Source organism: Microcoleus sp. B5-D4, assembly GCF_036705145.1.
Classification (GTDB): domain Bacteria; phylum Cyanobacteriota; class Cyanobacteriia; order Cyanobacteriales; family Microcoleaceae; genus Microcoleus.
Map to the genome: position 1 here is coordinate 1 of NZ_JAUBTV010000090.1, position 12,454 is coordinate 12,454.

At 44.5% G+C, this 12,454-nt stretch carries 11 protein-coding genes; 5 read left to right on the forward strand and 6 right to left on the reverse strand.

Annotation, left to right across the window (positions count from 1 at the left end):
• Positions 1–172: 172 nt before the first annotated feature.
• Positions 173–421 (forward strand): sensor histidine kinase, encoded by a 249-nt coding sequence (locus QUB10_RS28395; protein WP_333206577.1) that lies wholly within the window; start codon positions 173–175, stop codon positions 419–421.
• A gap of 15 nt (positions 422–436) precedes the next feature.
• Here QUB10_RS28395 and QUB10_RS28400 read toward each other — a convergent pair whose 3' ends face one another.
• The 5 genes from QUB10_RS28400 to QUB10_RS28420 form a co-directional block, all read right to left on the reverse strand.
• Positions 437–1,018 carry an HAD family hydrolase gene (locus tag QUB10_RS28400; protein WP_333206578.1) on the reverse strand — a complete coding sequence of 194 codons (582 nt, stop codon included), beginning with the start codon at positions 1,016–1,018 and terminating at the stop codon, positions 437–439.
• A gap of 291 nt (positions 1,019–1,309) precedes the next feature.
• A complete protein-coding gene (locus QUB10_RS28405; protein WP_333206579.1) occupies positions 1,310–2,455 on the reverse strand; it encodes an AAA family ATPase in 1,146 nt (381 codons plus the stop codon).
• The gene (locus tag QUB10_RS28410) at positions 2,452–3,915 is read right to left on the reverse strand and encodes a WD40 repeat domain-containing protein (RefSeq protein WP_333206580.1); all 1,464 of its coding nucleotides are present in this window, start codon (positions 3,913–3,915) and stop codon (positions 2,452–2,454) included. The genes QUB10_RS28405 and QUB10_RS28410 overlap by 4 nt, the downstream gene beginning before the upstream one ends.
• A 1-nt stretch (position 3,916) precedes the next feature.
• A complete protein-coding gene (locus QUB10_RS28415) occupies positions 3,917–6,211 on the reverse strand; it encodes a WD40 repeat domain-containing protein (RefSeq protein WP_333206581.1) in 2,295 nt (764 codons plus the stop codon).
• A gap of 1 nt (position 6,212) precedes the next feature.
• A complete protein-coding gene (locus tag QUB10_RS28420) occupies positions 6,213–7,631 on the reverse strand; it encodes an ATP-binding protein (RefSeq protein ID WP_333206582.1) in 1,419 nt (472 codons plus the stop codon).
• Between the two features lie 293 nt (positions 7,632–7,924).
• Between QUB10_RS28420 and QUB10_RS28425 the strand changes: the two genes are divergently transcribed.
• The 3 genes from QUB10_RS28425 to QUB10_RS28435 are packed head-to-tail and all read left to right on the forward strand — an operon-like array spanning position 7,925 to position 10,178.
• On the forward strand, positions 7,925–8,563 hold the full coding sequence (locus QUB10_RS28425; protein WP_333206583.1) for an ATP-binding protein: 639 nt from the start codon (positions 7,925–7,927) through the stop codon (positions 8,561–8,563).
• 54 nt (positions 8,564–8,617) lie between these two features.
• A complete protein-coding gene (locus QUB10_RS28430; RefSeq protein WP_333206584.1) occupies positions 8,618–9,337 on the forward strand; it encodes a response regulator transcription factor in 720 nt (239 codons plus the stop codon).
• Positions 9,338–9,395: 58 nt separating this feature from the next.
• On the forward strand, positions 9,396–10,178 hold the full coding sequence (locus tag QUB10_RS28435; protein WP_333206585.1) for a DUF4058 family protein: 783 nt from the start codon (positions 9,396–9,398) through the stop codon (positions 10,176–10,178).
• A 143-nt stretch (positions 10,179–10,321) separates the two neighbouring features.
• On the opposite strand, the gene QUB10_RS28440 is transcribed toward QUB10_RS28435, so the two are convergent.
• Complete coding sequence (locus tag QUB10_RS28440; RefSeq protein WP_333206600.1) at positions 10,322–11,284, reverse strand: glycosyltransferase family 9 protein; 963 nt, start codon at positions 11,282–11,284, stop codon at positions 10,322–10,324.
• Positions 11,285–11,456: 172 nt separating this feature from the next.
• Between QUB10_RS28440 and ispD the strand changes: the two genes are divergently transcribed.
• Positions 11,457–12,149 (forward strand): 2-C-methyl-D-erythritol 4-phosphate cytidylyltransferase, encoded by a 693-nt coding sequence (gene ispD, locus QUB10_RS28445; protein WP_333206586.1) that lies wholly within the window; start codon positions 11,457–11,459, stop codon positions 12,147–12,149.
• Positions 12,150–12,454: the final 305 nt, after the last annotated feature.

Here is a 12,454-nt window from a genome sequence, read left to right on the forward strand (position 1 = left end):
GAATTTAACAGGCTTCTCAATTCACATATCATTTTCAGTCTTTTTTGTCAAGTCATAATACTGAACCGACGCCCTAGCTGGCGAGGGAGACAAAGAAGCTATTTTTTGCTTATCTCCTCAGTGTTTGTTTGGCAATTCCCAATTTACAAATATTAACTCTCCCTTATTAATTATGCGTATCCGAGACGAAGGTATCGGTATCCCAGAAACCGAAGTAGGGAAAATATTTGAAATGTTTTACCGATGCAAGAATACTGGAAAGATTAAAGGTAACGGTTTGGGATTAACAATTGTTAAAAAAGCTGTGGAATTGCAAGGAGGGGCGATAGCCTGCGAAAGCAAAATGGGCGTGGGTACAACCTTCACAGTCGCCCTTCCTTACGTTGCCCTTTCCTGTAAGACTCAACGAGAAACAACTTAAATCCCACTACAAAGACTAATCAAAGTGTTGCAAAATCCACTCCACCGCCGTCGCTAAACTTGCTGTAATAAAATCAGGTTTAGTATGATGCTGATACTCCCCACTCAACACACTTTCTCCGTAACCAGTCTGCACCAAAATGCCAGTACAGCCGGCATTGTGAGCCATATCAACATCAGTCGCTTTATCCCCCACCATAAAACTATTTCGCAAATCCAAATCGTATTCCCAAGCCGCCGCTACCAACATCCCTGTATTTGGTTTTCGCCAAGTCGAATACCGCGTAAATTCGGGGTTTGTTCCGCCTTCTGCTGCGCTTAAATAAGGACAGTAATAAAGAGCATCTAACCTCGCTCCGGCTTCATTTTCTAATAACTGACAAAGGCGTTTGTGCAAAGCTTCTATGTGGCTAATCGGATTATAATCCCTCGCTGGGCCCGATTGATTGGAAACCAAACAGCAAAATATTTGTTGGTCATTTAAACGGCGTACAGCTTGGGCTATTCCGGGGATTAAATGCAAATCTTCTACTTTGTGGATGTAGCCCACTTCGATATTGAGAACGCCATCTCTGTCAAGAAATACTGCTCGTTTCATTGTTGTATTGTTGCTTGAAAATTGGGTTTAGGGTGAGGATGCGGCAGTGTTCGTTGGTGTTAACTTAAGCCTAACAACCTTTGTATCTATCGTTTATATTCGAGTCTAGATCCCCCTAAATCCCCGTTAAGAAGGGGAGTAGGGGTTGACTTTGAGTGTTCCAGTCCTCCTCTTTTTCCGCTTGGGATTTTGACTACTCTTGTCCCCCCTTATTAAGGGGGGTTAGGGGGGATCGGGAAGACTGGACAAGGAAGACTATAGCCTGGCACAGCGAAAATCTAGGTACGATCGTCATTCTAAAATAGATTGTTTTTCCAGCCATTCGCGGAAACTATCATGATACAAACTATAACAAATTTCTCCTCCAATTTCTTGTTTATTTAAGAACTCGATCCAAGTGTCTAACACTTTTTCAACATCGTATTCATCCCGATCAATTATATTGGCGATCGCACTTACAGACAAACCTGTTTGGAATCGTACCAAAACATTCAGCACAGACAAGTCAACTGCCGATAAAGCATCACCTCTCATCCGCAGCCAGTGGTTTTGATAATACGCTGCTAAACCGGAAGGAAGTTCAGAGAGAAGTGAGGACTCCCCCAGATTAGCATCGGGGTGTGGATTCTCGTTAATGGCAGGTAACATCTGACTCAGATACATAAAATTGTTTTCGCTGACAGTGGCGAGTTGTTGGCAGAATTCGGGTTGAGTCAAATCCGGTGCGGTTGATAGGTATTGCTGAATGTAGTTAAGGACATCTTCCCGATTTTGGGCGGGATAATCTCTTAAATCGAGTGTTTGAGAGGGGGTTTCAATTAACAAACCGGATTTCTCTCTCAAAAACGGGCGGCGGGCGAGGATAAAATAAGTACGATCGCCCAAATATCTCGGCAGATAAAACAGATTTGAGCTGGGAGGCTGACTCGTGCGGGCGATCGCGTCTACAGAATCAATGACTATTATCAACTTTTGGCGATGACGTACCGTCTCGCAAGCTACGACTAATTTATCGCTAATTTGCTGAAGCAACAAAGACAGAAACCAACTCCCATCATCGGATTCGAGATTTTGAAGTTGAGATTTGAGCTTGACAATTTCGGATGTTTCCCCATTGGCGGCAAGGTATTTGTCAATCAGTTGAGTGCAGACTGAAGCGAGAAAATCTTCAGCTCGATTTTTGCCTTCAACTCCAGCGTTGTAATAGATACTGCGAGGATGGGCCCTGACATATTGGGCGAGGATGGAACTTTTGCCGCAGCCGGGAGTGCCGACAATTGTGAAATAACCGCGGCTGTGGGAGCTCAGAAAGTCGGAAATGGCAGAAAAAACAAATTGGCGTCCTGTAAAATTCTCGGTTTTTTCTCGCAGGAGTTGCTGAAATTCTTTTGGGTAAGCAGCGGTAGAGATGGGAGTTGAGAGAGGTGAGGAATTCATGTTAGTGCCTCCATCCCTTCTAGCCGCAGGAAATATACGCGGCCGGATTCGTCGCCTGCCACAATTGTTACTCCATCGGGGGCGATGGCGCAAGATGCGATCGGATTGTCGCTCATGAAACTAGCAATGATATTTCCAGTGGTTAAATCCCAGACTTTGAGGGTGTCTCTGGAACCAGAAATCGCCCGCTTGCCATCAGCGGTGACAGCGACTAATTTTACCCAGTCGCTGTGACCTGTGAGAGTAAACTCTTCCTTTTCAGTGGTTAAATCCCAGACTTTGAGGGTGTTATCATATGAACTAAAAATTGCCCGCTTGCCATCAGCAGTGATGGCTACTGAATTTACCGAGTAGCTGTGACCATTGAGAGTAAACAGCTCCTTTTCAGTGGTTAAATCCCAGACTTTAAGGGTGTTGTCTCTGGAACCAGAAATCGCCCGCTTGCCATCAGCAGTGACAGCAACTGCATTTATCGACTGGCTGTGACTTTTGAGAGTAAACTGTTCCTTTCCAGTGGTTAAATCCCAGACTTTGAGGGTGTTGTCTGTGGAACCAGAAATCGCCCGTTTGCCGTCGGGGGTGACAGCAACTGCATTTACCAAGTCGCTATGACCTTTGAGAGTAAACTGTTCCTTTCCAATTGTTAAATCCCAGACTTTGAGGGTGTTGTCCCACGAACCAGAAATTGCCCGCTTGCTATCAGCAGTGACGGCTACTACATATACTGAGTGGCTATGACCTTTGAGAGTAAACTGTTCCTTTCCAGTGGTTAAATCCCAGACTTTGAGGGTGTCTCTGGAACCAGAAATCACCCGCTTGCCATCAGCACTGACGCCTACTACATATACCCAGTCGCTGTGACCTTTGAGAGTAAATTTTTCCTTTCCAGTTGTTAAATCCCAGACTTTGAGGGTGTTGTCCCACGAACCAGAAATTGCCCGCTTGCTATCAGCAGTGACGGTGACTGCATTTACTGAGTCGCTGTGACCTTCGAGGGTGCGTAGTAGTCCACTCCAAGGGGGAGTAAAACACGGTGTCAAAGGACGCAACCAAGCTGCGGCATTTTCCTGCTTGGCTACCTCCAGCATTGCCTGAATTGCCGGAATATTAAAGTCAAGTAAGCGATCTAACAATTGCCCTGCCAGTTGGGTATTATCTCGCTCCAAAATATCGGCTGAAATCCACAGTACCACTTGAATCAAGTTCAGGGCTTTCGCTTTTTCTCGGTACTCAGGGTGAGTTACTACTTCTGAATTGTCAACTAAATTAAAATCATCAATAAGTGCCTGCACCCCAAACTCAGGATGCTGAATCTTTGCCATCAGAAAGTTAAAATCAGTCAGTTTTTGATAATACTTTTCTAAATAGCCTGACTTGACATAATTTGGCAGTAAGCTGCCCAGATAAGCACGTTGATAGGAAAGTGGTTTGGCAGCTAACTTGTCAGCAAATTCTCCCATCTCACGCCATCCCCTCTTCTAAATACTCAGTAATCCCTTCTAGTCGCAGGAAATATACGCGGCCCGATGCGTCGCCTGCCACAATTGTGAGTCCATCGGGTGCAATAGCACAACAGGCGATCGGGCTTTCACCCGTGAAACTCGCAATGACACTTCCACTCAACAAATCCCAGACTTTGAGGGTTTTGTCAAATGAACCAGAAATCGCTCGCTTGCCATCAGTAGTGACGGCTACTGCATTGATCAAGTAGGTGTGACCATTGAGAGTAAACAGTTCGTTTCCAGTTGTTAAATCCCAGACTTTGAGGGTGTTGTCTCTTGAACCAGAAATCACCCGCTTGTCCTCAGCAGTGACGGCTACTGCATTTACGGAGTTGCTGTGACCATTGAGAGTAAACAGTTCGTTTCCAGTTGTTAAATCCCAGACTTTGAGGGCTTTGTCATCTGAACCAGAAATTGCCCGTTTGCCATCACCAGTGACGGCTACTGCTTTTACCAAGTATCTGTGACCCTTGAGAGTAAAAAGTTCGTTTCTAGTTGTTAAATCCCAGACTTTGAGGGTGTTGTCATCTGAACCAGAAATCGCCAGCTTGCCATCACCAGTGACGGCTACTGCTGTTACCGAGCCACTATGACCCTTGAGAGCAAAAAGTTCCTTTCGAGTTGTTAAATCCCAGACCTTCAGGGTTTTGTCATATGAACAAGAAATCGCCAGCTTGCCATCATCAGTGACGGCTACTGCATTTATCGAGCCACTGTGACCCTTGAGAGTAAACAGTTCGTTTCTAGTTGTTAAATCCCAGATTTTGAGGGTGTTGTCATTTGAGCCAGAAATAGCCCATTTGCCATCAGCAGTGACAGCTACTGCATGTACCGAGTCGCTGTGACCATTGGGAATAAACTGTTCATCTCCAGTTGTTAAATCCCACACCTTGAGGGTTGTGTCTCTTGAACCAGAAATCGCCCGCTTGCCATCAGCAGTGACGGCTACTGCTGTTACCCATTCACTGTGACCATTGAGAGTAAACAGTTCGTTTCCAGTTGTTAAATCCCAGACTTTGAGGGTTTTGTCCAATGAACCAGAAATTGCCCGCTTCCCATCAGCACTGACGGCTACTGCTGTTACCGATTCACTGTGACCATTGAGAGTAAACAGTTCGTTTACCGAATCACTGTCACTAAGAGTAAACAGTTCGTTTCTAGTTGTTAAATCCCAGACTTTAAGGGTGTTGTCATCTCCGCCAGAAATCGCCCACTTCCCATCAGCACTGAAGGCTACTGCATTTACCGAGTAGGAGTGACTCCGATTGGCAGCAAACAATACATTTCCAGTTGTTAAATCCCAGACCATGAGAATGCTGCCATATGAACCAGAAATCGCCCGCTTGCCATCAGCACTGACGGCTACTGCATTTACGAAGCTTGCCGAGTTTCTCCAACCATAGATATAGAGGGTCAACTCTTCCTTTCCAGTTGTTAAATCCCAGACTTTAAGGGTGTTGTCATCTGAACTAGAAATCGCCCGCTTGCCATCAGCAGTGACGGCTAATGGGACTGAGTAGCTGTGGTCATTGAAAGTAAACTCTTCCTTTCCAGTTGTTAAATCCCAAACTTTGAGGGTTTTGTCATATGAACCAGAAATCGCCCGCTTCCCATCACTGCTGATGGCTACTACATGGACTGAGTAGCTGTGACCATTGAAAGTAAACAGTTCCTTTCCAGTTGTTAAATCCCAGACCTTGAGGGTTTTGTCATATGAACCAGAAATCGCCCGCTTCCCATCAGCACTGACGGCTACTGCATGAACCGAATCGCCATGACCTTCTAGGGTGCGTAGCAATCCTCTGCGAGAGGAAGTTAAACAGGGTGTCAAAGGACGCAACCAAGTTGCAGCTTTCCACTGTTGGGCTACCTCTAGCATTGCCTGAATTGCTGGAATGTTAAAGTGCAACAAGCGCCCTAACAATTGCCCTGCCAGTTGCGTCTTATCTCCATCCAAAATATCGGCTGACATCCACAGTACCCTTTGAATCAAGTTCAGGGCTTTCGCTGTTTCTGAGTTGTATTCTGGGTGAGTTACTGCTTCTGAATCGTCAACCAAATTGAAATCATCAATAAGTGCCTGCAACCCAAACTCAGGATGCTGAATCTTTGCCATCAGAAAGTTAAAATCAGTCAGTTTTTGATAATACTTTTCTAAATTCCCTGACTTGACATAATTTGGCAGTAAGCTCCCCAGATAAGCACGTTGATAGGAAAGTGGTTTGGCCGCTAACTTGTCAGCAAATTCTCCCATCTCACGCCATCCCCTTTTCTAAATACTCAGCAATCCGTTGATTTACTTCCCGAAAAATTCTCCGATTTGAATCCATCTCCCGTTTGGTTTTCAGAAAGTCAAGGAAACTAGCATGATAGATGGTATAGCAGATTTCTTTCTCTACATTTTGCTTTTTCAAATACTCCACCCACTCATCTTCTAAAATCTGTGCCACCTCGCATTCATCCACCTCGGCAATTCCAGCAATCATCTCGCAGGGAATCGGCGTTCCAATCTCTAGTAAAATATACAAGACATTCTCCATCAATTGCCCGGCCTTAGCTTCCATCCCCATCCGCACCCAATGATTTTGATAATAATCTTGCAGCCCATCGGGCAATTCCTGTAAATTCAGGTCATTGTAATCGCCCTTAGCAATTGCAGGCAAAACATACCGCAAATACATAAAATTGTTTTCGCTTTTGTTTGCCACTTGCTCGACAAAATTTATATCAGGGATGCGGCGGGTTTGAATCCATTTTCTGAGTCCATTTTGATACTCATAATCGCTGTTGATAACAAATCGAATATATTCTTTAATATCCTCCTGATTATCATTAACATACTTGCTATTTCTTAAATCTAACTCTTTTACCGGAACTCCCGGCGATACAGATAGCCGCTTTCTGCCGAGGTTATAGGGTCGCCTCGTCAGTAAAAAATATATGTTATTGGGCAGAGTTGTAGGTAAATGTAAAAGATTTTCTCCCGCTTCTTGTTCAACTTCATCCAGTGCATCAATTGCAATTACCAAACGATCGCCAGCCGTGAGTTTTCCCGCCACCTGTGCCAGTAAAGTTGGTAAATCGGCGTCTTCTGATTTTGGCAATTGATAGCGGTCAATTAATTGGCGGCGAATGCTCTTCAAAAACAATTCTGGTCTGTTGCGCCGTTCGACGAGAATATTGAAATAGCAGGGAGATTTATGTTCCCAGACGTATTTGGCAACGATCGAACTTTTCCCCATTCCCGCATCCCCGATAATTGTAAAATAACCGTGAGGATTGTCGGTGATAAATTGCTCAAAAGTCTCAAAAACAAATCCGCGCCCGCAAAACCTGCGAATTTTTTCTTCTATTAACGATATAAATTCTTCAGGGTAGGGGGCAACTACTGGTTGTGATGGTTGATAATACTTCTGTTTTAATTTAGTATGCAGAATCCTCGACTTACCTGCACCTTGGTGGTTATCAAGTTCTGGAAAACTGGCTGAAAACTTCCTGTAAATCTCTCCCATCCGCTGTTTTACAGTAGGTTCTGATATGCTTAATGTTAATGAAAGCTCGGTCTGATTTAGGGGTACTCTTTCACGAGAGAAGAGTGCTAATAATGTTTCTGTTTGTTCCATAGATAATTCATGTCTCCCAGATTCGCCTGTAAGGAATTCTTGCCAATCCATCTAGGTTAACCCCCAATATAACTTTATTACAACTTACGCGTCATGCACTTAAATCATCCTGAGCCTTGCCAAGGATCTCTTAGACGGCTGGAATGCTTCCCAGTCCTGATTCTTGCGAAGGATAGGGACTCTGCATGACAGTAGTTTAATTATACCTTGACTATACTTTGATTATACCGACCTCTAATAGACCTAAGTTTATACCTCTGGTCAACTTCACTCAATTAAAGTGATGCGATGATTTGATCAGAACACAGACAAGCAGTTATTGATAAACAAGAGAGGTCAGTCAAATGAATTTTAAATTATTCGGAAACTCGCACGGTGACGAAGATTTTAGCGAAATCGATGAAATAGGCAAAATAGGTATAAAACTTATTGGCAAAATTGCCGATGAGCTAAGTTATACCCGCACGTCTGCCGGTCGAAACTGTCTGTTAATTGTCAAATATTTTCAGCCCGGTATAGTATCACCCGAACCTAGCACTCAAGCGGATTTTTTTAAGCGTGCAATCGACGTTTTACATAGCTTTAACTGGCTTCAAGAGCAACGAACTCCCCAATCCGATCGAAGTTATAACCAGCCTCTTCACAAGATAAAGCTTCAAGTAAGTAGCGATCTCAAGGCTGTTACTCAAGTTTTATGGTGGGTTGAGCAGTTTTTTTTAGAGCTTCTACCCATTCCCGAAACAGTTTTGCAGCTTTGTAAACTTGCTGCGATCGAGGGTTTTGCCCATGCGGTTCGCCACGCCCACACAAATCGGTCAGTAGAAAATCCGAAAATCGAGCTGGCGATCGCAGTATTTAACGAACGCCTAGAGATCGAAATATGGGATTGGGGAAAGCCTTTTGACCTCAAGACTAAGCTGAAAGAAGAATTGCCAGAAAAAAATCTGTTTAGTTGGAACGACTTGGGCTTTACTCTTCACTAAAGCTGTTCGGAAATGGCCAGCTTTAAATTTACAAGAAAAAGAAACTTTTTTGTGATGATTACTGATACTACTCCCAAGATTCTCGTTGTGGATGATGACGCTTCCATCCGCACTCTAGTTCATCGCTTTTTAAATCAGAAATATCAAGTAGATTCGGCAGCAGATGGCGAGACGGCTTTAGAATTGTTTGAGAAATTAAAGCCACTGCTAGTCGTTCTCGATTGGAATTTACCAGATACTACAGGTTATCACCTCTGCCAGGAAATGCAGCGCCGTACTAATGTTTTTGTGATCATGCTAAGCAGTCGCACAGACGAAGCTGATAAACTTAAAGTCCTGTCTGCAGGTGCTGATGACTATATCTGTAAACCCTTTGGTTTGGCAGAGTTGGCAATTCGTATAGAAGTTGTGTTGAGACGGATGAGGCCTGTCACTCCATCACGTATTGTATTCGATCAATTTGCGATCGATTCAGGGCGCCGGGAAGCAACACTCAACGATCGCATTGTCAAGTTAACAACCTTGGAATTTAAGATCTTGTATTTTTTGGCAAGTCATTCCGGTCAATCTTGGAGTCGCCAACAGCTAATCGAAAAAATCTGGGGGTGGAACTGCAATGACACAGGAGAAGAGAACGTTGTTAGCGTACATATCGGCCAGATTCGCAAGAAAATGATTCAAGTTGATGCTAATGCGTCGCAGTTTATTAAAACAATTCGGGGTTACGGTTACAGGTTCGATCCGCCCTCGCGCACTACAATGGCAATTTCCTAAGCTCAGCACTTTCGATATTGTATAATTGAATTAAATCGATAGCCCATGAGGTACTAAAATGCCTTCTCCATTTCCAGGGATGAACCCTTATTTAGAAAATCCCGAATTTTGGCCCGAAGTACACCACCGTTTGATCGTTGCAATCGCCGATGACATAGAGCAAAATCTCAGTCAGCAATATCGAGTGGCGATCGAAAAACGCACTTATATGAGCGGTGGGGAAGACTCTGTTGATATAGCGATTCCCGATGTATCTGTAGTCGCTGCAAGGACAACAACCCAGACACAATCAGCAGTGATGACTTTACCGCCCCGCACCGAATTTGTAACAGTAACTCTGCCAATTTCTGAAGAATGCAGGGAAGGTTATTTAGAAATTACAGAGGTAACAACTGGCAGGGTGGTGACAGTCATTGAAATTTTGTCTCCCGCTAACAAACGTGCCGGTGAAGGAAGAACTGCTTACCTTAACAAGCGGCAGAAAGTTTTAGGAACTCTCACGCATTTGGTAGAGATAGATTTGCTCAGAAGCGGAAAATATCTGCCGTTTACCAGCGAAATTCCGCAGACAGATTACCGAATCTCGATCGCCAAATCAAATCAGCGGCCGCAAGCGCAATTATATGCTTTTAATCTTAGAGATGAAATTCCCGTGTTTAGCATTCCTTTGCAGTCAGGAGATGCAGAACCGGAGTTGAATTTACAGAGTTTGTTAATGGGGGTTTACGATCGCGCCCGATTTGATTTAACATTAAACTACGATCGGGAACCTGTACCCCGTTTCAAGGAAGAAGATAGAGTTTGGGCTGATGAATTGCTGCGAGAAATAGGCAGGCGGTAAATTACAGCGCTTTTAGGGTGAGTAATATCATGTCTGGGCAATTACCCTAATAAAGAATGTTTGTAGTGAGAACCTTAGTCCTTTTTGGGCTGGGAACCAGCTCAAAAAGAGAGGACTAAAGTCCTTACTACGAACCTTGGTTTTTAGCCGCCCCAAACCTTCTTCAAAACATCTTGAGGAGAGATGTCCGCCATTTTGCCAGTAGGAGATTTAATGCCCAAAAATCGATCGCTCTTTGGCAACAATTTCGCCGGTTCAGTCGGGCCAAACAAAGCTATTGTATAAGTTTGAACCGCCACAGCTAAGTGCATGGGCGCACTGTCAGTACATATCATCAAATTAGCAGCAGCAATAGTGGCAGCCAACTTGCCGACATCATCCGGCGAGATAACTTTTACTTTTGGACATAACTCGACTAACTTTGTCACGAACTCTGCATCTTCGGGGCCTTTCACAACAACAACTGGCAAATTCGGCTGCCGCTGCTGACAATCTTCAATTATTTGCTTCCAGTTGTCTGTAGGGTAAATTTTGTCAATACCTTTAGACACAGCTAATTGACTGGAACCGCCGTGAATTAGAATGTAGCCGCTTTCTTTTACCCCCAACCGCTGCTGTTCGGCTTCCGCCCACTGAATGTCCTGTTTTGGTACATTAATTGCGATCGCCGGACAAGGATTTGTAATGTTAAATCCTTGCAGCAAATCGTGGTACATTGAAGCCGCGTACTGTTCAGTTTTCAGCGGTACCGCAGCGGTGAGAAATCGAGCGCCATTGGTTCCCGAATAGCCAACTCTCTGCGGAATGCCGGTCAGCCACAGCAGCAGCCCTACAGTCCACCGCTGGCCTAGGGAAATAACTGCTTCGTATTCGCGATCGCGAATTACGCCCAGTAAATTGCCCAAATCTGCCATAGCGTTGCGGTCTTTGAAATTGTACGTCAAGACTTCTTTGACCGACTTGCAGACTCGGTAAGCACCCTTTGCCCTCGGTTCCACGATGACATCAATTTGCGCGTCGGGATAAGACTGCTTGAGGTCATCAAGAGTGGGGAAAAATAAAATTTGGTCGCCAATCCCGCCAGGGACAAGTGCTAGTATTCGCATCATAAACGATCGGGCTATTATTGATCGAGGTAGCTCTCAGAGATCGGCTCTCAACTATCAGCTTATAGTATTTCTAGACCTTAAAAGCTACTGGCTGACAGCTAAACAACTGACTCAAAAGTACAGGACGCTCTTATTATATATATCTAGTTGGGTTAAAAACGGTTAGTAAATGCACTTATTAATTCCTGCAGCGGGTTCGGGGCGACGGATGGGGAGTCAGCGGAACAAACTGCTGCTGACTTTGCTCTCTAAACCTTTGCTGAGTTGGACTTTGGCTGCGGCTGAAGCTTCGCAGCACATTAGCTGGATTGGCATCATGGGCCAGCCAGACGATTTTCCTGATTTTAAAGCAATTCTGAGCGATTTATCTTTGGTTAAGCCCGTGGAACTGATTCAAGGAGGCGCCACCAGGCAAGAGTCAGTTTACAACGGTTTGCAAGCTTTGCCGCCCAATGCCGATCGAGTGTTGATTCACGACGGCGCGAGGTGTTTGGCAACTGCTGAATTGTTCGATCGATCTGCAGAGGCCCTCTTGACCTGTCCGGGCTTGATTGTCGCCATCCCGGTCAAGGATACGATTAAGGTCGTAGATGAGCGTCGGATCGTGCGAGACACCCCTGACAGAAGCAATTTGTGGGCGGCCCAGACTCCCCAAGGATTTGAAGTGAAATTGTTAAAGCAGTGTCACGAAGAAGGGCGACAAAAAGGTTGGGAAGTTACAGACGATGCGGCTTTGTTTGAAAAATGCGGTTTACCAGTGCAAATTGTGGAGGGAGAAGAGACGAATTTGAAAGTCACAACTCCCGTTGATTTAGCACTAGCGGAATTTATTTTGCGACAGAGAACAGATCCGAGTAAATAGAATGTGTTGAGTATTTTTAAGAACGGGCTCTCCGGCCCGTTCCACAATCAAAAATTTGTTAGTTGTGGAACAGGCATCTTGCCTGTTCAATGTTCAATAATCTGTTAGTTGTGGAACAGGCATCTTGCCTGTTCAATGTTCAATAATCTGTTAGTTGTGGAACAGGCATCTTGCCTGTTCAAGAAAAATTTGTTAGTTGTGGAACAGGCATCTTGCCTGTTCAAGAAAAATCTGTTAGTTGTGGAACAGGCATCTTGCCTGTTCAAGAAAAATTTGTTAGTTGTGGAACAGGCATCTTGCCTGTT

Bases quoted from the DNA above. Each gene is read 5' to 3' on its own strand.
- QUB10_RS28395 (WP_333206577.1), top strand. From the start codon at position 173: ATGCGTATCCGAGACGAAGGTATCGGTATCCCAGAAACCGAAGTAGGG.
- QUB10_RS28400 (WP_333206578.1), bottom strand. From the start codon at position 1,018: ATGAAACGAGCAGTATTTCTTGACAGAGATGGCGTTCTCAATATCGAA.
- QUB10_RS28405 (WP_333206579.1), bottom strand. From the start codon at position 2,455: ATGAATTCCTCACCTCTCTCAACTCCCATCTCTACCGCTGCTTACCCA.
- QUB10_RS28410 (WP_333206580.1), bottom strand. From the start codon at position 3,915: ATGGGAGAATTTGCTGACAAGTTAGCTGCCAAACCACTTTCCTATCAA.
- QUB10_RS28415 (WP_333206581.1), bottom strand. From the start codon at position 6,211: ATGGGAGAATTTGCTGACAAGTTAGCGGCCAAACCACTTTCCTATCAA.
- QUB10_RS28420 (WP_333206582.1), bottom strand. From the start codon at position 7,631: ATGGATTGGCAAGAATTCCTTACAGGCGAATCTGGGAGACATGAATTA.
- QUB10_RS28425 (WP_333206583.1), top strand. From the start codon at position 7,925: ATGAATTTTAAATTATTCGGAAACTCGCACGGTGACGAAGATTTTAGC.
- QUB10_RS28430 (WP_333206584.1), top strand. From the start codon at position 8,618: ATGATTACTGATACTACTCCCAAGATTCTCGTTGTGGATGATGACGCT.
- QUB10_RS28435 (WP_333206585.1), top strand. From the start codon at position 9,396: ATGCCTTCTCCATTTCCAGGGATGAACCCTTATTTAGAAAATCCCGAA.
- QUB10_RS28440 (WP_333206600.1), bottom strand. From the start codon at position 11,284: ATGCGAATACTAGCACTTGTCCCTGGCGGGATTGGCGACCAAATTTTA.
- ispD (WP_333206586.1), top strand. From the start codon at position 11,457: ATGCACTTATTAATTCCTGCAGCGGGTTCGGGGCGACGGATGGGGAGT.